We start from the raw sequence: 23088 nt of genomic DNA, 5'->3' as shown, positions 1-23088 counted from the left end.
AAAAACACAAAAAAAACACAAAAAATCCACAGACAACATCAGTCATGCCGGATTGCGACCGGCACGACGATATCTAGAGGGAAGCCAGTGACAGACTGTCCCGATCTATCGCTCAACTACCGCTGAATATTGATCGGCAGAGAGCCTTTGATTTCAATTTCATACTCCTTGGCGTTCGTCACCTCTTGAATTTTTCGCAGGATGGTCGTGGCTGCCTCGGGAAGAGCGTTTCTGAATGAGCCTTGGTTAGCGTCATATTTGTCATTATAGGCGCGCGCCACTCCGTTGAATGTGACCGCTCCGGCCTCAGACTTCGTAGCAGTACCTTCAATTTTCAAAGTAATATGCCCAAGAACTACGCCAGTGTTAAACGAGTCCGCAAAAGTGTCATAAGGTACTTTGTCAATAAAAACGCTGGACGTACCGACTGGCATAGAGGCGAGATGCTGTTCCAAGAGTGGGATTTTCGTAACCGAGGGCGTCAACCCCAGCTTCGTAATATCCATCTCAACACTACTACCATTACCATTGATGAAATGGCCCAAAGCAGATACGGGCCCCAAATCTGTAGCGGACAGTTGCTTGGATTGCTGTACAGCATTTGCTTGGGTGACAAGAAGAGGGTTCTGATACGCATACCATAGCGCCGCCTCAGGAGATACTCCCGTAACGCACATATAATTGTCAGCAAAAGGCAAAATCTTAAAATCACGCTGGAATGCGTCTCCGACCATCCATGCCGCGAATTTCCCACCACTTTTATTCATGTAAAACTCTGCTTCTGAGCAGAGCTTAACTACAACCTGCCGCCACATTCCTTTAACGTAGTAGTTATTCCTAATTAGCTGCATTTGGTTAAATACTATAGCTGGGCTTTGCATCGTGCCGCCGCCGCTTTGATTAAGTCCCGGATAAAATGGCTCAGGAGCTGTAACATTAATTGCTGGAAGATCCACAAGTATACCTATTGAGTCGAATGTTTTATCGCGGAGGATTCCGCTTTCATGTCGCTCAAAGGCGATCGCTCGAGGCTCATGGCCTTCTCATGATTCAACGTCCCGCATCGGGAACATTTGATCTGGAGCTCTGTGAACTCACCCACGCGGGCGAGAAGTCGTTTGCCATGCCCACATCTGCATTCTTTCAACATCTGCAAATTCCTTTTTGCAAAGCCGCGCCCTTCTGCGGGCAATAAAAAACCCGACACGGTGGTCGGGTTTGATTTGACGTGATTGTCAGTTGTCGGGATGCTCGCTCGCCACTGAATCGGCAGCGTCTACATCCGACATGTCCTCTTCCAGAGGCGCTTCGTCATCAGGCGGCAGCGGAACATCCGCCTCATCCCGCCGAGGATCGTGGCCTGTTTCATTGTCCGTGCCGCGCGTTACCTCCTGCTGAGATATGTTGCCAGGAGCGTTCTCGTCGATTTTCATGCTGGCTCTCCAGTCAGAGGCGCGGAATATCCGGGCTTAAACATGAGAGACGGGCATCACATAACAAGTGCCAAGTGTTTGACGAACGGCGGACATAAAAAAGCCCCGCACTATGACGGGGCCCTGTACAGGTGAAGAACAACAAGGAAGCTCCGTATATTCACAGGGCCTCCTACAGCCTTAGAAGACGTTATTCCACGTCCATTCCTTGAATGTAGGCAGAGGACCGGTGCCATGATCCGGGTAAATCACGCGCGGCCGAGGAGCAGCCGTTGGCGTGAAACCAAATCGAGCCCAGGTAGGCACGCCATCTACGATGACGATATTGCCATCGTCTTGCAGCTGCAGGAACGCACGCAGCGGCGCCCCCGCCTGGTCCGGTACCGGAATCCAGCTGGTAGTAGCGATCCACATTCTGTTATGCACATGATCCATGAGGATCCCGGAACTGTGCATGTAGAAACAGCTGACCAGGTTCTTATTCGGATTGGAATCCACGTACGTATAAGGTACAGAGTTATCCGAAACCCACTCCCTCACTCCATTGTTGTAGAGCACAAGGTTGGCATCAGCTTCAAAAACCAGCTTGTACTGCTTATTTGGAGACTCGAGGTACTGACCCGCGAGCATGAAGTTACGAGGAGGCAGGACAGAGCTACCATTTTGGGTAAACGGGAAAATCTGAAATTTGAGAGCCATGTATTTCACCTTTAAGTCGAATGATTTATAACGGAAAATTCCGCTTTCATGTCGCTCAAAGGCGATTGCTCGAGGCTCATGGCCTTCTCATGATTCAACGCCCCACATGGGGAACATTTGATCTGGAGCTCTGTGTGCCCACCCGTACGGGCGAGAAATCTTTTGCAGTTACCGCATCTGAATTCTTTCAATATCTGCAAATTCCTTTTGCAGAATCGCCCTTTCCGTGGGCAATAAAAAACCCGACGCTGTGGCCGGGTTTTGATGAATAATCAGTGAACGTTGCCGTAGGCAAAATACTAACCATGAGCAAATCATGCCCTCAGCCGCGCGGGAAGTCACGCGGCCGCTTTCATCTTGTAAATCGCCCCGCCAATTGGGCTCAGCGCCTTGGCGTCAATATCGTGGCAAGCATTGAAGCAACGTTGAACAAACGGCTCCCAATCGCGCCCCCCAACGATCCGAGACAAGGCAGGTCCTGTACTCGCTTTAGCCCTGACTAATCAGGGCTCTATCGGTACCTTCAGTGTTTCGAGCGTAGCTCCCGAATGACCGCTTTCGGCCATAGCAATCGAGCGTGCTCATGCCGTATAGGCGCCTCATTCCTTCCACGGTACAGGCGGTGGATGGGCTACAGCACGGGCGATCAGTGAGAGGGATTTATAATCGGGCTCTGCGTTCGGCGAATCCCAGGTGCGTTGCCCCAATGGCAACATCCACACAATCAGCTGTGACCAGACCTCTTCAGGCGTGCGGTAGTGCGGTTGGTCGGCCCAGACCTGCAGGCCAGCCCCCACCATATAGGGGCTGTGCGCAGGAATATCCGTCACAGCATCTCCTGCTTTGTCCATAAAATGGTTGGCTCGCCAGACATCGTAGATACCGCGAGGCGAGTGTTTGGGATGGAACAGGTGATCCCACCCCCTATCAATGACGAAGTAAAAGTCACCGTTAGCATTTTTCACGGTGTAGCCAGCGTCGACCAACTCTTGCACATTCATCTCATTGCGTTTGCTCCCCCAGATACTCCAGCACTCTATTTCTGTTTTTTTGTCCAGATTAATGACTGCATTTCGGTTAACCGCACCATCGTTCCAGACCCGCGCAATCTTGCCTCTCTCCTGAACGAGCCTCGCCAGGTCATTGATAAAGTACCTCACGGCATCCTCGGAAGTGGCGTTGGGCTTTGCGGAGCCTTCGCGCACGTACTGGGCCAGTTGTGGCGTGTTGCTCTGGGTGATTGGAGTAAGAAAATACTCATCAGCCGCCAAGTGGATATGGTGGCTGTCTGGGAACATATCGCAGAGGTCGCTGAAGAGCGTCTTGAGAAAGTCGCGAGCGGCAGACTTGCTGAAGTCGAGTGCTTTCTCCACCACCGTGCCATTGCTATCAGCGAGCTTAAGTTGAAACTCCGGCCTTTTGCTCAGGATCCATTTCATATGCCCAGGTGTTTCAATTTCCGGGATGACCTCAATGTGATAGGACGCGGCGGTGTCGAGGATGTCCTTGAGTTGCGCTGCGCTCCAGGCATCGTCGCTCGCAGTTTCCGGAGCAGAGGGGAAGATAACCCGTACCCCCTCATTGTCGGTGAGGTGCAAATGCAGGGTGTTGAGCTGGTTCCAGGCCATTTCACGCAGCAGGTTTTTCATCCACTCAGGGCTGTAATACTTACGCCCCACATCGATCATCAGCGAGCGTTCGGAATAGACGGGCGCATCGATCACAACCCCTGGATCAAGCGAGGTAGAAACCAATGCCGCTTTATGCAAGGTCGTCAGTGCCCGGGCCATGGCCTCAAGGGTTTTCGCGGTAACGCGGATGGCACTGCTGATATCTATTCGGTAGGTCTCGCGCTCACCCTTGGCGGGGATCGAAACCTCAGCGGTATCCGGGGCGGACAGTATCAGCTCTACATCGCCGCTACCCCGCGGGGGGTGACCACCTGACACGAGCAAAATGGCGGGCGGCTTTGCGAGTCCTGCGGCACCGGTGAAGCCGAATGCCAACCGAATAGCCAGAGGTCTCAGGCTCTCATCGCCGATTAGGATACGCGTGCTTGCGCTGATGACGTAGACAAACCCGGCATAAGGTTCGGCGTGCAGGACCGCCGGACTCAAATGGGTCCAAGGAAAGCGAACGTTGTCATTGTCGTTATTGAGACTTTTGGCAGTTGCCAAGGAAGCTGCATCCGTGCTTTGGATAAGTGTTGTCATTGAACCGGATCTCCATATACCGATGTCGTGACTCATCTCTGATTGTGTAAGGCTCACAATCTCAGTGAGGCTTTTTTACTCCTCCGATAGCTTAGACTCAATGCTGGCAACTGCAGGATCGCGTGGGACCGGTTATCGGATTTCGACACGATTTATAAGCTGGGAGCACAAAGCATTTTGCCTGGTGTTGCTGGAGCGGAGCCCAAAAAGTGGCTCTGATAACAAATACCGTTCGTCGTAGCTGTCAGTTCTTACAGGCAGTTTTTTTTCGGTGTGCTAGACCTTGAAGACGCAGGCAATCGTGCCGCGCTCAGGAGAATTAATCATGACGGACCAAACGAAATCCCGAGTAAGTTCAAAAAATACCGCTGAGACCAAGCCTCCCCTGCCAACGATTGTGGATCCGAAAGAAGGCAGCACACATACTCTGGGTCGTGTGTTGATTGAGGGGAGCTGTTCCCATGGCGCGGCTGTTGAGATACTAAACCATGACAACAGCAAGTTGGGCGATGCCAAGGTAAAGGGTCAAATCTGGTCCTACAGTCGCAACTGGGATGCAGGCACAAAGCATGTCAAGGCCCGGCAGATTGTAAACGGTGTGGCGTCCGACCCCACAGCACAACGTCTTTTCTACGTCTCTGCGCCACGCACCGCACCAACCATTACTTCACCAAAAGACGGAAGCCGTCACCCCGTAGGTAACGTGAAGATCGAGGGCACCTGCGCGTCGGGAACGACTGCCGTTAATGTGCTGAATCATGACAGTAGTCTTTTAGGCAAGGCCAAGGTAGACGGTACTCGCTGGACTTACGACCGTGCTTGGGAGGCCGGTGACAAGCATGTCAAGGCGACGGAAGTCGTGAACGGTGTGACTTCTGATCCAAGCGCCATGATCGAGTTCATCGTCGGGTAGTACTCCACTCATTGGTGGTTATCACAACAGGTTGTTCTTCTCCAGTTTCTCGCTCGTGCGTTCCCGTTCGAGAGGGAATGCGAGACCCGTTGTGAGGCCTGTGGCAAGGGAGCACGCTTCCTCGCCACAGGTATCGTCAAAACCTCAGGCGAGACCAAGGCAGCAGGCGGACGCTGCACAGACGCTCATGTTCGGCCTGAGCACGCAAGCGTTGAAAGAAGCAGAAGCTGCCAAAGAACTGTAACACCCTCCCCTTCAAAGTCAGCCGCTACAGCGGCCCGCGCCAAGACTAGTAGGAAGCGTAGCGCCAGGCTGTATTACGCTTCGGTATCGGCTCTATTAATTACAGCCTCAACCCGATAACCGTCGGGATCGATCAAGAATGCAGCGTAATAATGGGGACCATAATGCGAGCGCAACCCCGGTGCTCCGTTATCAGTACCGCCAGCGCTTAGAGCCCTTAGATGGAACGAGTCGACGGCGCCTCTTGATTGAGCAGAGAACGCCAAATGGAAACCGGGACCTGGAGCTACCGCATCCGGGCGCAGCTTTAAGCAAAGCTTATCTTTCCCGTCCTCGACACCATACCCAATAGCGGTCTCATCCTCGAAGACCCTACGAAGCCCAAGCGCCCCCATGGCTGCATCGTAAAAGCGCCCGGACTTGTCCAGGTCTTTCACGCCAATTGAAAGGTGGTGGAACATTGATGCGAACCTCTTGCGAGCAACAAAGCTGTATATAAACACAGCCAATCACCGCGCGCATTACTCGCGCATCGATACTTAATAGCCCCTTTTAAGTCAGCCGTTATAGCGGCAAGGACGAAGTCATACCTGAAGAAACTGTTTTGCCAGTAACTCCGACCAATATCGAATAGGCATACTCCACCAACGCCGAGGACTGGACCGCCGACTGGCGCTCGTTCATCACGCACAACGATGAGCTAGCGCCGGAGGATGAATGCCTGCGTGGCGAAATCCGCTACGCAGATCCTGCAGAGTTCGTCGATTCGGACGCAGTAATTGATGCCATGGCAGACGACGCGGCATCGAGCGATCTCGGCGAGTGGGCCGATGACTTTCCAACCGTCAGCTCCGAGGCCAAGCACGAGCTTGAAGAAATTCTCGATGCCTGGCCCGCAAGAACTGCACCCGCACGTTCTACCGCGTCAAAAACGTCGAGACGTTCATGATCACCGCCAAGGACCTTGATCTGGAAGAGGTGACGCCATGATCCCGGTACTCGCCATCACCTGGCTCGTGAAATAAGGATGCCGTCTGCCTCACCTGCCAAAGCGCGTAACTGTGCGACGATCTGAGGCGGATCATCAGTCAGGTCTGGAGCGAAGTGAGCAATTGACCTATGTCCAGATAGTGCTTGATCGATACGCCTTCAGGACTGAGCAGCTCAGCTGCACGTAATAGCCCGGAGCTTGAAGAGGCCGCACGTATACTTCCGGAAATCGCGAGCAATCGCACCCTGCGTATCCACTCCATTAATTAGTGAGCTGGCGCGCCTTCTGTGGACGCCACTGCAACCTTCTTCAAAAACCGAACACGTCCAACGTGTGGATTCTCGGCTGTATGCGCACGCTTCCAAAACCGGCAATACTCAACCGCCACGGCAAGATCAACGAGCGGTAACAGTACAGCCTGGGAGGTTCCAGTGATGAATTCACGATGCCGCAATCAATTTTTTCCACCGTTTCCACCCGTGGAGCTTCCAACCACTCTATTGTATATCTTGGCCCTTCGATGAGTGGCCGCATAACCACCCATGGCAGCGACCGTTCCGCTTTGAAGGTGATCAAGATAACTAAACATCTTACGAGGAGAGATAAAATTTATCGCGTAACCCAAAGCAGCCATTTTGTCTTGCAGTTCATAACCAGGATTTCGTTCATCCATTAAAAATTGAAGCCCGTGTTTTTTAATTAATCGTACGTTCCACAGAGCGCAAAAGCTCTTTAAATACGTCTCTCTGTAGGGTTTAGGGGCTTTTGCTTGCACCCCTAACACCCGTAAGCCTCGCCGAGTGTAGTGCTTGATAAATCGCGAAGCCAGGCGCCAGGCAGACCTGGCCCTGCCTCGATTCAACTGTTCAATGCATCCAACCGCCGCAACTTCGTGTGCGCTGGCGCAAGAGTCAATCATCATGGCAAAAACAGCCTGATCATAAATAAATGTATCGGTATGCAGTAGAAATACATATTCGGTTTCAATCTTGGCTAACGCCATATCCAACGCTCGACCATGCGCCACGCTCCCTGCTTCTGGCCCCCATGATTTTCGCTCGATCAAGCTGATCCAGTTCAAGGTGCGCAGGTATTCGCTGCTCGCATCATTTGAATCGTTGTCCACCACATAAACTGGAACGTCACTCCCCTGTAATCCTTCGTGCAACAAATTCAGGCAGGTCTGGGTCAGCTGGAGGGACTTATAGTTAACAAGGACAATACTAAAGTTAGTCGCAGAAAAAAAAGAAGAGCTCACAATCAAACCTCGACAATAGAACGCATTGACCCTTCGTTCCATCGACGGAGTTTTTATCTGACCGCCAGAAAAAAGCCTTTGAATACGGAAACGTATTTCTCACACCCAAGACGATATTCTCGCGCCGTACAACGCAAAACCCCTGAGAGTTTATTTAAACCAAACATAATCAAGCCTGGCTTGCAGCACGCAACCATTCTGTTACAAGTATATTCCGAGGCATCAAAGACACTATGAATGTGAACAATCACCCCATTCCACGACCCCAAACTAACATTGGACAGGTAGCCACCCGGTGAAAAAGATGTGAAAGATTTGAAAGATTTGAAAGATTTGAAAGATTTGAAAGTATCGCTTATTTATAAAAGCTTTTTCGTCGACATCTTTTTCACATGCACATGACTTAATGGCTACATTACATTTCTAGCCTGAGAAAACCACAGATGAAAATGTGAGCATTTCTCGAACGCACGGAGCAAGTGAAAAAGCCTTATTCGCGCTGAGTGAATGTCCAAAGAGGCCCGGGAAAGCCCGGTTTTTTTGTTGTCTGCCGCACATTAAGAAGCTCTGCAGAGGGGGCGGCGATCGTTTCGCCACGCGCCAACGACGCAGCGGACCCTCTTCCATCAGGAAGGAATGACCTGAACGCCGACCTCACTGGCAGCGCCAGCGGCATGGTGAACATCCATGACCGGCGGCCGGTGACGCTTTCGCCCGGACTGGCCCGGAAATGGCTTGACCCGGGCACGCAAAGACGGCGCTGGCGAACGCCTCGGCTGGTTTTGAATATCGCAAGTGATACCTGCTGGGGGGCTGATTCATTCGAATCCAGCTTTGCCCCCCTTGGTAAATCAAAGTCGCAGGATGCCTTGAGTTCGAGAAACCGAGTAAATCAGCGATTCCTTAACGCCGAAAGTTGTCGGCACCCGTTAGCATCGCACTCCACAATTTGCTTGGCTCGTCAGCGTCTGGGACGTTCTCGGCCATCAACCACATAGTTTTTATAACGGTAACACCTCCGACGGCAGTGCTTTGCCCTGACCAACTTGTAAGCGATCCGTACTTCCCAAAGTTGACTGTAAATGACAGCAAATCCCCAGCAGCAAAGCCGACTAACTCGAAATCTTCGGTGGGTTGTGGGGTGCCGACTCCTGTCCGATATACCCCGGCAACATTTCCGGTTGCCTTGTCTACTGTCAGTTCCATCTCAGAACTTAGCTCATTACGCCAAAGCCCATTGAAATTTACAGATGGTACGACAGATTCAATCGAGGTAGAGGTAGGTGAAAAGTACTTTAACATTTTGCCTCCGTGCATATAGTCAATAAATTAAATCCGTATCAGACATCACACCAAACTCTGTCACTACCCGTGACCGTACGTAAGATCAAGTGATATCCGTATTTAATTTAGCTCACATTCAAAAACTTGCAAAAATTCTCGACCATATAAAAATCCGCCACGACAAGACGTGCTTTCAGGCGAACTGATGACAGCTAAGTTATTGAAAAAGTCACCAAATGCCGAGACTTCTCGCGCACAAACCTGCCCTGCACGCAGCGATCACATGAATTGAGGTCATGCTAATTTTTTCGAATTGAAATGCACCCTCCAAAAATTGGCATCTCCACTCAACGACAGGCACAACAGTGGCAGCCAGCTCCCGCTCAAACCGCATCCGCTGCTGGGCGCTCAGCCAGCATCGCCGCACCTTCACCTCAAGACTATCGACTCTCTTCAGCTACCACACCTGGAGCCCTGCAAGGCATCTGCAGCCGTTGATTGGCTGCTGAGTAGTCTGGCCGGGAGTGCTCCTTGGCTTTTGCTTTTGCTTTTGCTTTTGCTTTTGCTTTTGCTTTTGCTTTTGCTTTTGCTTTTGCTTTTGCTTTTGCCTGTGCCAAAGCCGACTCTCGCTCCCGCAGTGTCCCGGCCTGCACCTGTTGGCGCCGAACTGACAACTCGCTGCGCTGCAGAGTCAGGCAGCCTCGTACCACCCGTTCAGGGAAAGCGTCGTAGCGTTTGCAATGGCACTGCTGTTGTCGTTCTTGAAAATTCGAACGCTTGAGCCACCGGCAATAATTCGTCCCTGAATCGACTGGCCGGAGACGCTGTCGCTGCCAGACAATTGGTAAGGGAACGCAGCGCAGGGATACGGCAATACAACGCTTATGTTTCCGGTTGCTGTGCCAGCGCCGCTCGCCCCGATGGTCACCATCAACTGGACGAACACAATTGTTCCAACTTTGCGCAATCGCAGGGTTACCGTTGCATTGGTGAAGGTACCGTCTTGAGCAGAGACCGTCGTAGGGAACACGGAGAACTGGGCCGAGTATGCCTGGGAGATTTCCCCTCCACCTGCCCCACGAATAACCAGAAGCACGTCATCTGTTGGATGAGGAGTCCCGACAAACGGAACTCCAGAACTCCTGTAGCCGGAGACTCGGACAAGGTTGCCACCCTGGCTGGTCGTGAAGTCAATAGCGCCATTCACACACCCTCCATCCGTCAAGTCGACCATATTGCCCGTCCCTCCCATCAGTATCCCTCTGTAGTTCGGGTTGATTGAAGCGGCTGTCGCGCCAAGCACGCCACTGATCTTGTTCGCCGTACCGTAGTTTTCGAGGCAGTACGCACCACGGGGTGCGTAATAGTCGCAGTCGGTGAAAGCGTTTTGGTTGCTGAGTATCTTGAGCGGGCAGTGGCCGCCCTCAAAGTGCGAGTTGACGGCCGTGCACCCTGGTGCGCTTGCCAAAATATAAACAGAAGCAGCTGGGGTGTTGCTGGTTGATGAACGGTTCCAGGGATGCAGGTTATTCGCTCTGAAGTTCCTGCTCGCAACTAATCCGAACCAGGAGTTATCTGCAGATACGCCGCAGTCCAGTAACGTGATGTTGGTCATTGAGGAGTCTGTCGGGCCGTCATACTTCCAGCCGTGGCGGCCAGTGGTATCGATCAGGATGTCTTCGTACGTACTTTCAAAGCCAAGCGGACGCTCACCGTCGACGATGTCGAAGTCAGTGATCAGGCCGTGGTACGCGGACTGCGTTAGGGTGATTTGCCGGAGATTCTGCTTGGCCCCCTTGAGTGCAAACGTGTGCCCGCTGGTGTTATTGGCGCGGTTGCCGTCGAACTGCATACCGACAATCGAAACGTTGTTCGTATTGATCGTGAAGTTCGAGGAAATGAAATCCAGGTTTAGGCCGTTTTTTGCCTTGAGAATAGTGAAAAACTGCCCCTTACCCCTCCAGGACATGTTTGGAATGAGCTGGATGTGTTCGCACACGTAGGTACCGTAGCCCCACGAGATTCTTGCCCCCGCGGCAGTCACTGCGACGATTGCCGAATTCAAGGTGTCTTGGGTATTTACGGTGCCATCTCGCTTGAATCCACACTGCGCTGCACTGACGTTGCCGTCGTGGATCAGCTTCCAGCGGGCGCCATCGTTCGCGACGATGATCATCGGAATAGACTCGGCGCTCGTCGTGTCTGCTTCGTCTACGGCGTACTCACCATGCCCCCCATCCCCTCGAGCGGCATATCCAAGCGTTGCAGCCTTCTTGTTCCTGGCCGAGTCAACAGCACGCAGATCGGCAAGGGTGTTGACCCCGGCGATATCAAACTCGGGAACACTATTTGTCGTATTGACTGTCATTTACATGACTCCTTTTCTGTGGAAAAAGCTCCGCACTTGGCGCGGCTATATGTTTTTTAAGTGGTTAGCGGGTAATTTCTTTGATGGCTTCTCGATCAACGCCCCATGAGTCGAGGCGTTTTTTGGACCGTTTGACTCGTAAGCGCCGTTCTGCCGCCATTGATCCGCGCAGTGATCTTGTCGAAGCGCCCGGCATCGGCCAGGGTGTTGCCCAAGTCCTTGCGCCCTTCGTACCCGGCTGCTGCGCGGTCGGCCACTAGATTTCACGGCCATATCGCAGATGGCCAGACTTATGGCCGACCTGCGCAATGAAGGCGGCAATCCGCTGGATACCGACGATTTGGTAACGCTGCATCGCCGTGTTCAATACAGGTACAAAAACGCCGGCTTTGGCGCCGGCGTTCGGGAGGATCTGCAAGGACTGCTGGTACGTAACGGGCATACATGTCTCCAGGCAAAAAAATCCCGATCGATGGCGGGTATTCGTCATCGTGGTGGTTCCAACGAAACAAATGTAGACTCCGTTCTTTTTCGAATTCATCCGCGATGCTTAACTCAGTTCAAATTCTCAGAGCACTGGCTGCATGGTTAGTAGTAGGCCACCACTACATCCAACTTTTTTATAGCAACAATGTTTCAGGTGTCATCGCCGAAACTCTCCACGCCTATGGAGCAATCGGTGTCGATTTATTTTTCATCATAAGCGGATTCGTTATATACGCCTCGACATCAAAAAAGCCGAGCACTCCCGGAGCATTTATTCAAAATCGTTTAGCGCGAATTGTTCCGGCCTATTGGCTGTTCACATCGATCACTGCGACAGTGCTGCTCTATGCTCCAGGCTCAATACCGCTGACAGCATTTGAACCACTCTTCTTTTTTAAGAGACTGTTTTTTATTCCGGCGCAAAACCCATCTGGTATCGGTTTTTATCCGTTGATGACAGTCGGATGGACACTGAATTACGAAGCATCTTTCTACGCCGTATTTTTTGTTTCGCTATTCCTGCCAGCCAAATACAGAGTAGCTAGCCTATTCGCTGGCATAGCACTACTCCAGTTTATTTCAAGCAAATTTGGTGGTTCATTCTCCTTCTACAGAAACGCTATAGTGTGGGAGTTTTTACTTGGCGTTGCACTGCAAATTGCTTATCAGCGAGAGTGGCTATCGAGAATCTCACCCGCGCTCGCAGCTCTAGCGACAGCGACCGCTTTGCTCGCAGTCGTCTACGCCGGACCCGTGTCCCATAGCCCCTATAAAAGCGGAATCCCTTGCGCGATTATCTTATGCGCTGCCGTTTCACAGGAACGTTTCTTCCCTAAACACAATTTCTTTGCCCGCCTCGGCGACTGGTCCTACTCAACTTACCTGTGCCATGTGCTTGTTCTTTGCCTGGCACTTCAGGTCTCTGCACGATATCAAGTAAACGACTTTGTCCTTATAGTCGGCGTTTGCACTTTGATTCTGGCAATGTCCTACGCGAGTTTTTCGCTTGTAGAAATGCCAGCAAGCCTCCTGATAAAAAAACATCAAATGCGTCGGATAAAAATCACGCAGATGACATAGCCCAATCCGATACTTCAGGAAATCGGGTAGTGATCGAGTCAGATCTCTTCACGCGCCATGGGTGACGCTTTGTCGTCGGGAATAGGTGGTTCCAAAGGCCAGGCCGGTGACGTCGGCCTTGTTGATATCCGGGCTCATCGGTAGAACGAAACTCATGTCGCTCTCCAATGTCGCGACACGATTTGCTGATGCGAGAAACGTGTCGCGGGTTCAATTCACTCTCAAGATCCGAGCAACCTCGCCCTTCGCCCGGAACAGCATTAACGCGGCGACAAAGTAGAGACCTTCTTTGATGAATTAATCAGAACCTGAACAGCTCATTGAATACTTGCCGCGATCAAAAAGAGATCGCGAACATAGTCGTTGCGATCTTCACCGATCTTGGTTCGATGTGACTCTACAGCTGCAGCAGACCAATCGCGCCGAGCGATCGCCGCCATCAGCGAAGGAAACTTCTGCTGAAGTTTGCTTGCGCCCAGGTTGTAATACATGTCGTGGATAGCAACCCGAGCTGCTGATGGGAAGCCGCCAAAGCCAGGAAAGTTTCGGCTCAGTCCGGCGAAGTCACCCACAACCAGCGCCTTGAGCTTGGTGTCGATGAAGTCGCCCTGAAGATAGAGCTCGGTGAAATCTTCGTACCAGTCGGCTGTGTGTTTGATGTTCTTGTCGTATTTCGAGGCAATCAGGCGCCATTCGGCACGCTTCTGCTCTTCGGTAGCCGGATTGTCGTCTAAATCCACGAAAGGGTATTCGGCGGCGGCATCTTCGTTACGCAGTAAAAACCCCACGCCAGTGGTGACGTTTCCTTCCGAGTCCACATACATGAAGTCTTTATCACCTTCATGATTTTTCAGCGCAGGTAACAGGCTTTCAAGCTCAGCGGTGGTGAATCCTGCCGACTTGTCTTCCAGCGGAAAATCCACTTTTAGCATTGCCACGATAGAGCCCGCCCCTGAAGCCGGCACTGCAATTTCGATTCGGCATTCAAGGTTGTGAGTCGCCGGGCTCTTGAACGTGGCTACGTATGAACCCTGGCGCCGTGTCGGCATCGTGATAAAGAACCCACCGCCAGAGTACGTACCCGTCTCCTGAGTATCGACATAGGCGCCTGATGAGTCCTGCTCTCTCAGGCTATACGACTTGGTGAAGAGAGGTGTCGCGTCTTGGAGCAGAACAACAGAGACGGTTGTGTTATCGCTTTCCAGCCCCTTTGAGCCTGATACCTCATAGACCGAAAAGTTGATGGCCGTCCGAGCATCAAGCTGAACCGTGGTATTGCCTACTTTGTTACCCAAGGCAAATACACCACTTATATTGCTGGCGTAGTTCCTGTCCTGAAAGGCACTGAAAGTAAGATTCTGACTTCCGATTGCGACCTCTACCCCCGTCGGAACACCGGAATAGGAAAAGGTCGCTCCACAGATATTTTCATCTGCACTGTTGATTGGTTTGGTGATTAGCTTCACGCTTTATTTCCCTTAAACGAAATGGATTTGAACAAGCAGTAATTGCCGGTTCCATGTCGCTCAAAGGCGATAAGTTGGAGCTCCTTGGCTCTATACAGATAAAGGCTCTTCACGAAGACAAAGAGCCCACGCTACTGTTGCGAAGGTAGCAATCAGAATTCCCAACCGATATGGCCATAGGTTGGATATGGCGCAGTACCGTTATGCTCCGGGCTCGAGTTGTCGGGGTAATAGATTTTGCGTCCACGAATCGTTGGCGTGAAACCAAATCGAGCCCAACAAACCCTGTCAGAGATTACAGAGAAACTACCATTTGCCTGGAGGCGCAGGTACGCCTCTGGGTGACCAGCAGTACCTGAGTTCCAAAGTGGCTTCATGCTGGCATCGTAAATAACGAAGTTGCCATCACCCTGCATGACGGCGCGTGTTGCACCTTTGTTCTGGGTCCAGGTAGCCCAAAGCACACCCAGCGGGCCATTTGACACAACGAAATTGCCATCCGACTGGAAAACCATTGTTGTGCCACCGACCACATAGCGTTTATCCACTACCAGGTCGGTGCCTGCGGGAATGAGGATCGCCGCCTGTTCCGGAGCGCTTAGGATGGCCGCGTTACTGGTGAAAATCGGATTCGCCTGGATGACAACCAGGTTGCCATCATCTTGCAGTTGCAGATGTGTGCGTACCGCGGCGTTGGCCTGGTACTTGTCACCCCCCAGCACATCCGTATTTTGCGTTTGCCAAATGCGCTGATTTTTAAAATCTTGAACAACGAACTGATAGTTCATCGACACCGACGGTTGATCGACAGCCTTCCATTTGTAGAAGATCTGTCCTGCGTAAGCGCTGCTTGCATCTGCGACCCAAACAGGCGAGCCGCCATCGTACAAGACACAACTATTGTCCTCCTGGAAAATCAGCCTGAATCGCTGATTGGGCGATTGCAGAAACTGACCAACGCTCATGACATTGCGCGGAGGTAAAACAGTTCCGCCATTCGCTGTAAAAGGGATCAAAGAAAAAGACATGTTATTCACCTATTAAGTTGAACACTGGGTGCGGAAAGTTCCGCGTTTCATGTCGCTCACAGGCGATTGCTCGAGGATCGCGGCCTTCTCATGATTCAACGTCCCGCACCGGGAACATTTGATCTGGAGCTCGGTAAACTCACCCATGCGGGCGAGAAGTCGTTTGCATTTCCAAAAAAAGTCCCGAACTTGTCGAAGCTTTTTGCTTTCAGCGGACGTTCGAACCTGCCCGCTGCCGGGGTCACGCGCTGCGGGATGAGCACACCTGTCGGGGCAAGCCAATAGGCCTTGTTCTTCCTCCAGGAAAAGAAGAAAAAACTCCAGCTCAGTTGCTTGGTTTCATAGACAGCTTGATAAATGGCCATTGCAGAGATGGCCATTTGACATCAGACTAGATAAAAGGCTGATACTGGAATGCTGCATGCTCGACTTACCCAATCTCATCATTGCAGACGGCGGCTTCGGCCTGAGCGTTTTACAAGTCACGGCGGATGTTGTGACCAATGCTCTTGAAGCGCTGATTGCAAGGTCCGCGACGGGTTTTGATATCACTCATCAACTGGACTACTCGCAGCTGGCACTTTACGAAGACAGGCTCCAGGCTGCGCTCAATGCTCACTCCGTAGCGCACTCATCCACGACACATCTACTCTCCACCCCACAGAATCACATCAACCAGTTTCTGCTGCTTACCCCAGCGAAATAGGCCGGTGACTATGCCCTCGGCGTGCGGGCCAACTCTTCTGCGATATCGCGACATGTTTTGATGATTCGCGAAACGTGTCGCGGATTACTCTTTGCGGCGATCGTTCTCGCCCGGACCGGGCTTGTCACACGACAGGCAGTGCTCGCAGTTCAGCGTCCGGCAGAGCCATGCCTTCACCGGTTTCCAGAACGCGACCATGAAGATGTGGCGCACGCCGGTGAGTGCCAGTGACACATGCAGCGTGAGCCCTGCAGTGGTCGGGCCGAAGAAGATGTTTTGGCTTCGGGCCATGACCACAAACCCGCTGATGGCAATCGTCGAATACATCAGTTTGCCGAGGATGCCGTCCCTCACCTTCCCGCTCAGAACGCACCAGGTGGCCCAGAGCGATATCAGGCCGCAGGCGATGGAATTGATCAGTTCGTAGTTCATGGCGGATTGCCTCCCCCGAACCGCTGGCGAATGAGAGCCCAGAGGTCAGCAGCCTTGATGGCGCGGTTGATCGCTGCCAGGAGTGAACCTCCGAAGGTGCCCAGCAAAAAGCCGACACCGGCGACGATGTTCGGCTCTGTCACGCCCAGGTAGTTACTGACCATTCCAGTCAGGTACAAGGCGCAGGCAACGCCAGTCAGAAGAAAAATTGTCCAAGCTCGCCAGTCGGTCAGGTCATCCTTGTGCCACCAGCTGGCGACGATAGCCCCAATGAGGCCCGCGATGACCCAGTCGATCCTGTCGAACAGGCGGTGAAATATATCCATGCTCGGCTCCGTGGGCATGACTGAAACAAACAGGCCCCAGCGAATGCTGAGGCCATATCAAAGGCTCGCACCTATACGGTTACGAGAGGATGTCGTACGAAAAGCGGACTTGACCATTAACGGTGTAAGCCCACAGACCATTACCTGGCGCAGGTAAAATCGGAAAGCTATTGCTGGTAAAGCTTTCGTTGCCAGCAAGGACAAGTGGCAAGCGAATTTCGCCAGCCGTCGTCGGTTTAACGGTACCGGTGTAGACCCTTGATCGAACCGCACACGCGGTTCTGATCACCACGCCGGCCGTATTGGCAGGCGAACTCACAACCTGTTCGTAAGCCGTGCCGACATTCGTGAAGTAGTAGTGTTTGCCGAACGGTACTGCGTCCATATTTCTCACCAGTCAAATCGAATGATTGTTCGCGCAGGACTCAGCTTTCATGTCGCTCAAAGGCGATGGCTCGAGGCTCGTGGCCTTCACATGATTCAACGTCCCGCATCGGGAACATTTGATCTGGAGCTCGGTAAACTCACCCACCCGGGCAAGCAGTCGATTGCACTTACCGCATCTGCATTCTTTCAACACCTGCAACTTCCTTTTGCAAAGTCGCGCCCTATCGCGGGCAATAAAAAACCCGACACACTGGCCGGGTTCGTTTTGAAGTAGCTATCAACTGTCGGGATGCTCACTCGCCACTGAATCGGCGGCATCCACATCCGACATATCTTCCTCCAGGGGCCCTTCGTCGTCCGCAGGCAGCGGAACTTGCTCCCGCTCGGGATTATCGTCAGCGTCGTCCGTAACGTGCGTGACTCCGGGCTTAAGCGTCAGAGGCGGCAACCTATGTCGAGTGCCGAACACTGGACAAACGGCGGGCATAAAAAAACCGGCATGATGGCCGGCTTTTTTTTAGTAAGTTGCCGTAGGCAAAATACTAACTATGGGGAAATAATGCCCTCAGCCGTGCGGGAAGTCAAGCAGCTTCTTTCATCTTGTAAATCACATTGCCAATTGGGCTCAACGCGCGGGCATCAATGTCGTGGCATGCATTGAAGCAGAGCTGGACAAAGGGCTCCCAATCCCTTCCCCAAGCCACGGACGCAAGCTTGATGTTGTACTCACCGTCCAGCCAGGCCCGGAAAACTTCGGGCTTGATCAGCGGATCAACGCTGGCTGACTGTCCGCCCTGGTGCATGTAACGGTAGCGGCGAAATACACCCTTGGCGACGTAGCTGGCCCTGTGTCGCTTACTGGCAGTCATACGCTCTACCCATGAGCAAGCCAGATTGAACACAGCCTCTTCAGCTTCCTCGCGATCATCATCAGTCGGCTCGGCTGCATACATTGCATTGCCGAAGGCGCGTAGTTGCGAGTGAAGTCGCGCTATTGCTGACTGAATATGACCGGCCAGTGCCCCATGGATCGCCAGGTTGGCAGTTGGGCCGCGCTCAGTCTTCTGCACCACCACCCCCAGCTCGGCTACATCAGAAGTCTGGCCCGGCGCCGGGTTGTAATTACAGTCGTGCCACGCTTGGCGTGCGGAATTTATCTTCATGCTGCTCCCTTCAAATATCTGATCGTTGCCCGATAACAGGCCTTCTTTTGCTTCATATCCTGGGCGGTGTAACGCTTGGCTTCGTGAGGGCCTTGCAGCCACTCAACAGATTCAAGGCCGCGCAAGCTGCTTTGTGTACGTGGGCACCCCATATTTATTTACCTAATGGTTAATTTATGCGCAAATTTACCACAAAGGTTTACCGAGTAAAGGTAATTTCCCCAAAGGGAAATAAAGGTTTTAATTGGGCGATGGAAATCAAAGACATACGCAGAGCCCGGGTCCGCCAAATCATTGATCGTGATTTCGGCGGCAAAGACGCTGACTTCGCCGCGCGGGTGGACAAGCAGCCGTCCTACATCTCACGGCTGTTCACCGATAAGGCCGAACACCTTCGCAACATTGGGGAGAAGATGGCCCGCGACTTCGAAAAGAGGTGCGGACTTGAACCTGGTTCACTGGACCGGCCACTCAGCGAAGGCGATCTGAAGTCAGCAGCGATCTCCGGGGCCGCAACGCCACGGATTCAACCAAGCGTCGCAATGTCGGACATTCAGCCCTGGGACGAAGACACCCCTCTCGACGATGACGAGGTTTACGTCCCGTTCCTGCGCGAAGTGGAGCTCGCCGCCGGCTCTGGACGGTTCGCAATCGAAGAAAACGAAGGCGCCAAGCTGCGCTTCTTCAAAACAGACCTGCGACGCAACAATGTGCAGTTCGTCAATGCAAAGTGCGTGCTCGTCAGTGGGAACAGCATGTTGCCGGTGCTGCGCGATGGCGCGACCGTAGGCATCAACGTCGGCAAGAACTCCTTGAGCGACATCGTCGACGGCGACATGTATGCCATCGCTCACCACGGTCAGCTCCGTGTGAAGCAACTCTATCGCCTCCCGTCCGGTATTCGCCTGCGAAGCTTCAACCGGGATGAGCACCCGGACGAGGACTACACCTTTGCCGATATCCAGGACCAACAGATCTCGATCCTGGGGCATGTGTTCTGGTGGGGAATGTTTGCCCGCTAAAACACGAGTCAAGCAATGCCCTGCAGAAGGGTTACCCAATGCCGAAGAAACAGCCGGAAAGTAAGGCAGCAGTGACTGCTGCTTGAACGAGCCCCATGAAAGACAGGACACCGTTTCCCCCTTACGATAAGGGATAGGCAAACGGTTATGTTTATGACTAACAGCAACGATAAGAATGGGGAGTTTTTGGGCCAGGAGCGGCGGCGCCGCTGGAGCCCAGAGCAAAAGCTGGCCATGGTTCGCGAGAGCCTTGAGCCAGGGCAAAGTGTGTCGGTCGTCGCTCGGCGCAACGGCATCAATGCCAACCAGTTATTCCTGTGGCGCAAGCTGTATCAGGACGGCAGCCTGTCGGCGGTCAGCGCGGGCGAAGCCGTGGTGCCGGCCTCCGAGCTGAGCGATGCGCTCAAGCAGATCCGTGAGCTGCAACGGATGCTGGGCAAAAAAACGATGGAAGCGGAAATCCTCAAAGAAGCCGTGGAGATCGCCCGGTCGCGAAAATGGATTGCGCACTCACCCTTGTTGCCGGGGGACGACCAGTGAAGCTGGTCAGCGAATGTCTCGGTGTGGCGCGCTCGCAATTAACGGTTCGAATCAAGCAATCGGTATCGCCCAAGACACGGCGAAGCAGGCCTGTGAACGACGCTGAGTTGGTGGCCGAAATCCAGCAACAGGTCAGCGAACTGCCCAGCTATGGCTACCGTCGAGTCTGGGGATTGCTGCGTCGCGTCCGTGAAACCCAGTTGCTACCCGCGATCAACGTGAAGCGGGTTTACCGGGTGATGCGTGATCACAACCTGCTGCTTGAACGCCGGATCAAACAACCCGGCGTGCCGCGTCGGCACGAAGGCCGTATTGCGGTGCAAACCAGCGATACGCGTTGGTGCTCGGACGGCTTTGAATTCCGTTGCGAGGACGGCGCTAAACTGAGCGTGACCTTCGCCCTGGACTGCTGTGATCGCGAAGCCATCGGCTGGGTCGCCAGCCCAACCGGGTACAGCGGCGATGACATCCGCGACTTGATGCTGGAAAGCGTGGAGAAGCGCTTCGGTGATCAGCTGCCTGCAACGCCGGTGCAGTGGCTCAGCGATAACGGTTCGGCCTACACCGCCGAACAGACGCGCCTGTTTGCTCGACAGATCGGCTTGCAGCCGGTGACCACACCGGTGCGTAGCCCACAGAGTAATGGCATGGCAGAGAGCTTCGTGAAGACGATCAAGCGTGATTACGTGGCGCACATGCCCAAGCCGGATCGAGAAACGGCGCTGCGTAACTTGGTAATTGCCTTCGAACATTACAACGAGCAGCATCCGCACAGCGCCTTGAACTACCGTTCACCGAGGGAGTTCAGGCGCTTGGCAGTGGCATCAATTTAACGGGGAGTTGGTGTCCGGTTTTGAAGGGGCAAGTCCACTGCTGACATTGAGCGCTCTATCCAAGCCCTGAACAAAATGGCAGAGCGCCTTTGGGGGGATGGCCGGGAATCCGAGGCCAAAGCCCTCCTCGATGCCTTGGATGCATTAAACCGGGCGCTGGACCGGATCAGAATTGGCGAAAGTCGCAGAGCTGCAACACTCCACTGAGCGATCTACGAGCCAGCCGGCAATTGAGCTGTAGGCTGGTTACGTTGACGTTGGGCTTTCTTCTTTCGGGACCGATACAGGGAATTTAAATGCGATACACCCCAATCCTATTAGCGTTTGCCCTGTCAGGTTGTGCCAGCACGCCTCCCCGGCTATCCGAGTTTGCTCAGGCCAGCCTGGATGCCCCCATGCCGACATCTGAAAGCCAGCGTGTTTGGGAATGCGCGGGAACGAGCGACGTCATCGGAGGCCAAAAGTACGTTCTCACACTGCAGGGCAGACCAGAAGATTCGGGAGGAGAAGTCTGGGCGACCCTGGAAAGAGCCAAGCGCATGGGCTGCACTCAGGCAGAGATGGACGCGCGGGATATGGGGCGCTGGTCAAGCTCGCCGGTGTCACCACGTCCCCGCTGATTATCGAGACGCGCGGCTAGCGGTATGCGCCAGAGGGCGCTCAACGAGCATAGATGGCATATTGCCCCTACCCCCTTGTCAAAATATGTCAGGGGCACTACTGTACATGCATACAGCATGCGCAAGGAGCGCCCTATGTTTCACCCTACATCCGCATCGCAGCCAAAGAACTCCTATGAGCTCGTGGGTCGGCGAATCAAAGAGCTGATTGCAGCGCCTGGCGTCAAAAATAAAATGGCCCTTGTCGTATCCAGGCGCAAAGACGAGAACCCCGAAGCATGGCATCAGGTCATTCGAGATATTGAAGAAACGAGCGGCGTGAGTATTGAGCGCCTGAGCGACGGGACCGTCAGGATTGGCTGGCGAAAATACTGCGATTGAGAAATGGCCCGCCAAGTGCGGGCTTTTTTGTGCCCGAAGAAAAACCACTTGTCTCAAGCATTACCTAAACCGGTAATTTGCTTACCTGAATATTTACCAATATGCATTGACAGGCGACCTTCAGATGGTAAATTTACCACAAGCCAACGCAACACTGGCCCAGCAGCCCAAGCCGCGCCGCTCTTTAGCAATACCTGTTTCACCTTGCCGGATCACCACCGGCCCGGATTCAAGGCAGCGATGAACCGGCCTCAACGGTTCAGAGGGTTGGCAACTGACCCGGGCGTGCAGCGTAAAACGTCGAAAGCAGTTATCCAGCGGGAGAACACGCCGAAAGGCCCGTGGCTGGAAGCACAATTTGAGATAGGCCAGTGACCGACGCCAGTAGCGGGTCACGGCGCATCGCATCACCTAAGCCCGTTCAATGAGCGGGCTTTGGAATGACAACCAGCAACCCGGACTGAGCAGAGCGAAGGAGTCCGCATGATCAGCAACCACCTCAACCAGATCGATCAACGCCAGACATTTGCCAACGAACTTGCCACCCAGGTCGCGCAGTACCTGGCAATGGGCGGCATGATCGACAAACCTGAATCAGGCGCCCCGCTTAAATCCATCTCCCAGCGCCAGCAGACGCCAAACTTCCAAGGCTCGGCGGCGAGGTCAGAAACGTCACAGCAAATCGCGAGAATTCGTGAGCTGGCTAAAACCCTGAATCGCAGCGATATCTGCGAGAAGGAAGGCATAACACTCGGCGTGCTTCGGGGGCTCGCCAAACGCTACGCAATCGATTTTACAGCCCCTCCGAAGAAGTACTGCGCGCCGGACAAAACTGCGCCAGAGGCTGATGCAATGCTGGTCAGCCAGGTGAAGGACTGCATCGCGAAAGGCGTCAACCGCACGCGGTGCTGTGAAGACCTGCGCATCAGCTCGACGCTGCTTTACCGCCTGATTGAAGATTACGACATCGATTACCCGAAGATGGAGCCGGCGTTCCGATGAAGCGCCGCCCCCAACAACGCAAACGACAAACCTGGCTGGCGTTGCCGGCCAGCGGCATTGCAGAGACTGACCATGGCCAAATAGCCGTAGAGCCCTCAACGGCGGATCACTCAACAACTACCGCAAAGCAGTCTCCTGAAAAGCGTCTGCTCCAACGTGATTTCATTCAGGCGAATGAAGCCCTGATAAAAAACCCGTGCATATGGGGTCAACA

30 protein-coding genes and 1 pseudogene are annotated in these 23088 nt (G+C 53.3%); 10 read left to right on the top strand and 21 right to left on the bottom strand.

Annotation, left to right across the window (positions count from 1 at the left end):
• Window positions 1-116: 116 nt before the first annotated feature.
• The 5 genes from POF45_RS28795 to POF45_RS28775 all read right to left on the bottom strand — a co-directional run bounded on the left by POF45_RS28795 (window position 117) and on the right by POF45_RS28775 (window position 2323).
• On the bottom strand, window positions 117-956 hold the full coding sequence (locus POF45_RS28795) for a lipid II-degrading bacteriocin (protein ID WP_282317335.1): 840 nt from the start codon (window positions 954-956) through the stop codon (window positions 117-119).
• A gap of 8 nt (window positions 957-964) precedes the next feature.
• Window positions 965-1150 carry a Com family DNA-binding transcriptional regulator gene (locus POF45_RS28790; protein ID WP_431978626.1) on the bottom strand — a complete coding sequence of 62 codons (186 nt, stop codon included), beginning with the start codon at window positions 1148-1150 and terminating at the stop codon, window positions 965-967.
• 85 nt (window positions 1151-1235) lie between these two features.
• Window positions 1236-1433, bottom strand: coding sequence for a hypothetical protein (locus POF45_RS28785; protein WP_282317334.1), 198 nt, complete (start codon window positions 1431-1433; stop codon window positions 1236-1238).
• A 180-nt stretch (window positions 1434-1613) separates the two neighbouring features.
• Window positions 1614-2132, bottom strand: a complete 519-nt coding sequence (locus POF45_RS28780; RefSeq protein ID WP_259502544.1) for a hypothetical protein — start codon at window positions 2130-2132, stop codon at window positions 1614-1616.
• An 11-nt stretch (window positions 2133-2143) separates the two neighbouring features.
• Window positions 2144-2323, bottom strand: a complete 180-nt coding sequence (locus POF45_RS28775) for a Com family DNA-binding transcriptional regulator (protein WP_431978625.1) — start codon at window positions 2321-2323, stop codon at window positions 2144-2146.
• On the opposite strand from POF45_RS28775, the gene POF45_RS28770 reads away from it, so the two are divergent.
• Entirely contained in the window at window positions 2267-2404 is a 138-nt protein-coding gene (locus tag POF45_RS28770; protein WP_282317478.1) for a hypothetical protein, read from the top strand. The two genes, POF45_RS28775 and POF45_RS28770, sit on opposite strands and share 57 nt — an antisense overlap.
• A 327-nt stretch (window positions 2405-2731) precedes the next feature.
• Here POF45_RS28770 and POF45_RS28765 read toward each other — a convergent pair whose 3' ends face one another.
• A complete protein-coding gene (locus POF45_RS28765) occupies window positions 2732-4345 on the bottom strand; it encodes a family 20 glycosylhydrolase (protein ID WP_282317332.1) in 1614 nt (537 codons plus the stop codon).
• A 325-nt stretch (window positions 4346-4670) separates the two neighbouring features.
• Between POF45_RS28765 and POF45_RS28760 the strand changes: the two genes are divergently transcribed.
• Complete coding sequence (locus tag POF45_RS28760; protein WP_259502541.1) at window positions 4671-5258, top strand: hypothetical protein; 588 nt, start codon at window positions 4671-4673, stop codon at window positions 5256-5258.
• 317 nt (window positions 5259-5575) lie between these two features.
• Here the strand turns inward: POF45_RS28760 and POF45_RS29965 are convergent, their stop codons facing one another.
• The 6 genes and pseudogenes from POF45_RS29965 to POF45_RS28730 form a co-directional block, all read right to left on the bottom strand.
• A complete protein-coding gene (locus POF45_RS29965) occupies window positions 5576-5962 on the bottom strand; it encodes a VOC family protein (protein WP_431978624.1) in 387 nt (128 codons plus the stop codon).
• Window positions 5963-6946: 984 nt separating this feature from the next.
• The gene (locus POF45_RS28755; RefSeq protein WP_282317331.1) at window positions 6947-7750 is read right to left on the bottom strand and encodes a glycosyltransferase family 2 protein; all 804 of its coding nucleotides are present in this window, start codon (window positions 7748-7750) and stop codon (window positions 6947-6949) included.
• Between the two features lie 903 nt (window positions 7751-8653).
• Window positions 8654-9052, bottom strand: coding sequence for an avidin/streptavidin family protein (locus POF45_RS28745; RefSeq protein ID WP_282317330.1), 399 nt, complete (start codon window positions 9050-9052; stop codon window positions 8654-8656).
• 422 nt (window positions 9053-9474) lie between these two features.
• Window positions 9475-9651, bottom strand: a complete 177-nt coding sequence (locus POF45_RS28740; protein ID WP_282317329.1) for a hypothetical protein — start codon at window positions 9649-9651, stop codon at window positions 9475-9477.
• A gap of 74 nt (window positions 9652-9725) precedes the next feature.
• Window positions 9726-11402: a putative phage tail protein gene (locus POF45_RS28735; RefSeq protein ID WP_282317328.1), complete on the bottom strand. Its 1677-nt coding sequence runs from the start codon at window positions 11400-11402 to the stop codon at window positions 9726-9728.
• Between the two features lie 259 nt (window positions 11403-11661).
• Window positions 11662-11844 (bottom strand): annotated as a pseudogene (locus tag POF45_RS28730) (glycoside hydrolase family 19 protein); the annotation flags it as partial.
• 2 nt (window positions 11845-11846) lie between these two features.
• Between POF45_RS28730 and POF45_RS28725 the strand changes: the two are divergent.
• The gene (locus POF45_RS28725; RefSeq protein WP_282317327.1) at window positions 11847-12968 is read left to right on the top strand and encodes an acyltransferase family protein; all 1122 of its coding nucleotides are present in this window, start codon (window positions 11847-11849) and stop codon (window positions 12966-12968) included.
• Window positions 12969-13285: 317 nt separating this feature from the next.
• Here the strand turns inward: POF45_RS28725 and POF45_RS28720 are convergent, their stop codons facing one another.
• The 4 genes from POF45_RS28720 to POF45_RS28705 form a co-directional block, all read right to left on the bottom strand.
• Entirely contained in the window at window positions 13286-14434 is a 1149-nt protein-coding gene (locus POF45_RS28720) for a lysozyme family protein (protein ID WP_282317326.1), read from the bottom strand.
• Between the two features lie 152 nt (window positions 14435-14586).
• A complete protein-coding gene (locus POF45_RS28715; protein WP_259502536.1) occupies window positions 14587-15462 on the bottom strand; it encodes a putidacin L1 family lectin-like bacteriocin in 876 nt (291 codons plus the stop codon).
• Between the two features lie 12 nt (window positions 15463-15474).
• Window positions 15475-15609: a Com family DNA-binding transcriptional regulator gene (locus tag POF45_RS28710; protein WP_282317324.1), complete on the bottom strand. Its 135-nt coding sequence runs from the start codon at window positions 15607-15609 to the stop codon at window positions 15475-15477.
• Window positions 15558-15842 (bottom strand): hypothetical protein, encoded by a 285-nt coding sequence (locus tag POF45_RS28705; RefSeq protein WP_282317477.1) that lies wholly within the window; start codon window positions 15840-15842, stop codon window positions 15558-15560. Before POF45_RS28705 ends, POF45_RS28710 begins: the two co-directional genes overlap by 52 nt.
• A 41-nt stretch (window positions 15843-15883) precedes the next feature.
• Here POF45_RS28705 and POF45_RS28700 point away from each other — a divergent pair, with 41 nt between their 5' ends.
• A complete protein-coding gene (locus POF45_RS28700) occupies window positions 15884-16168 on the top strand; it encodes a hypothetical protein (protein ID WP_259502535.1) in 285 nt (94 codons plus the stop codon).
• A gap of 84 nt (window positions 16169-16252) precedes the next feature.
• Here the strand turns inward: POF45_RS28700 and POF45_RS28695 are convergent, their stop codons facing one another.
• The 4 genes from POF45_RS28695 to POF45_RS28680 all read right to left on the bottom strand — a co-directional run bounded on the left by POF45_RS28695 (window position 16253) and on the right by POF45_RS28680 (window position 17470).
• Complete coding sequence (locus tag POF45_RS28695; protein ID WP_282317323.1) at window positions 16253-16600, bottom strand: hypothetical protein; 348 nt, start codon at window positions 16598-16600, stop codon at window positions 16253-16255.
• The gene (locus POF45_RS28690) at window positions 16597-16926 is read right to left on the bottom strand and encodes an MFS transporter (RefSeq protein ID WP_259502533.1); all 330 of its coding nucleotides are present in this window, start codon (window positions 16924-16926) and stop codon (window positions 16597-16599) included. Before POF45_RS28690 ends, POF45_RS28695 begins: the two co-directional genes overlap by 4 nt.
• 79 nt (window positions 16927-17005) lie before the next feature.
• The gene (locus POF45_RS28685; RefSeq protein ID WP_282317322.1) at window positions 17006-17311 is read right to left on the bottom strand and encodes a hypothetical protein; all 306 of its coding nucleotides are present in this window, start codon (window positions 17309-17311) and stop codon (window positions 17006-17008) included.
• 12 nt (window positions 17312-17323) lie between these two features.
• Window positions 17324-17470 carry a Com family DNA-binding transcriptional regulator gene (locus POF45_RS28680; RefSeq protein ID WP_259503150.1) on the bottom strand — a complete coding sequence of 49 codons (147 nt, stop codon included), beginning with the start codon at window positions 17468-17470 and terminating at the stop codon, window positions 17324-17326.
• Here POF45_RS28680 and POF45_RS28675 point away from each other — a divergent pair.
• Window positions 17402-17587, top strand: a complete 186-nt coding sequence (locus POF45_RS28675) for a hypothetical protein (protein WP_282317476.1) — start codon at window positions 17402-17404, stop codon at window positions 17585-17587. The genes POF45_RS28680 and POF45_RS28675 overlap by 69 nt on opposite strands.
• Before the next feature lie 307 nt (window positions 17588-17894).
• Here the strand turns inward: POF45_RS28675 and POF45_RS28670 are convergent, their stop codons facing one another.
• A complete protein-coding gene (locus tag POF45_RS28670; protein WP_259502531.1) occupies window positions 17895-18476 on the bottom strand; it encodes a hypothetical protein in 582 nt (193 codons plus the stop codon).
• A gap of 251 nt (window positions 18477-18727) precedes the next feature.
• On the opposite strand from POF45_RS28670, the gene POF45_RS28665 reads away from it, so the two are divergent.
• The 5 genes from POF45_RS28665 to POF45_RS28645 all read left to right on the top strand — a co-directional run bounded on the left by POF45_RS28665 (window position 18728) and on the right by POF45_RS28645 (window position 22874).
• Window positions 18728-19498 (top strand): S24 family peptidase, encoded by a 771-nt coding sequence (locus POF45_RS28665; RefSeq protein WP_259502529.1) that lies wholly within the window; start codon window positions 18728-18730, stop codon window positions 19496-19498.
• A 153-nt stretch (window positions 19499-19651) separates the two neighbouring features.
• A protein-coding gene (locus tag POF45_RS28660) for an IS3 family transposase (protein ID WP_431978581.1) occupies window positions 19652-20871 on the top strand; the annotation gives its coding sequence in 2 pieces (ribosomal slippage) (window positions 19652-19997 and window positions 19997-20871; 1221 coding nt in all).
• Window positions 20872-21626: 755 nt separating this feature from the next.
• Complete coding sequence (locus tag POF45_RS28655) at window positions 21627-21872, top strand: DUF1654 domain-containing protein (protein ID WP_259502527.1); 246 nt, start codon at window positions 21627-21629, stop codon at window positions 21870-21872.
• A 3-nt stretch (window positions 21873-21875) separates the two neighbouring features.
• A complete protein-coding gene (locus POF45_RS28650) occupies window positions 21876-22247 on the top strand; it encodes a hypothetical protein (protein ID WP_259502526.1) in 372 nt (123 codons plus the stop codon).
• A gap of 108 nt (window positions 22248-22355) precedes the next feature.
• On the top strand, window positions 22356-22874 hold the full coding sequence (locus POF45_RS28645; protein WP_282317321.1) for a hypothetical protein: 519 nt from the start codon (window positions 22356-22358) through the stop codon (window positions 22872-22874).
• Window positions 22875-23088: the final 214 nt, after the last annotated feature.

The organism is Pseudomonas fungipugnans, from assembly GCF_029955235.1.
In the GTDB taxonomy this organism is placed as follows: Bacteria; Pseudomonadota; Gammaproteobacteria; order Pseudomonadales; family Pseudomonadaceae; genus Aquipseudomonas; species Aquipseudomonas fungipugnans.
Note: the sequence above shows the minus strand (reverse complement) of the source record. Positions and strands in the feature narration are given on the sequence as shown.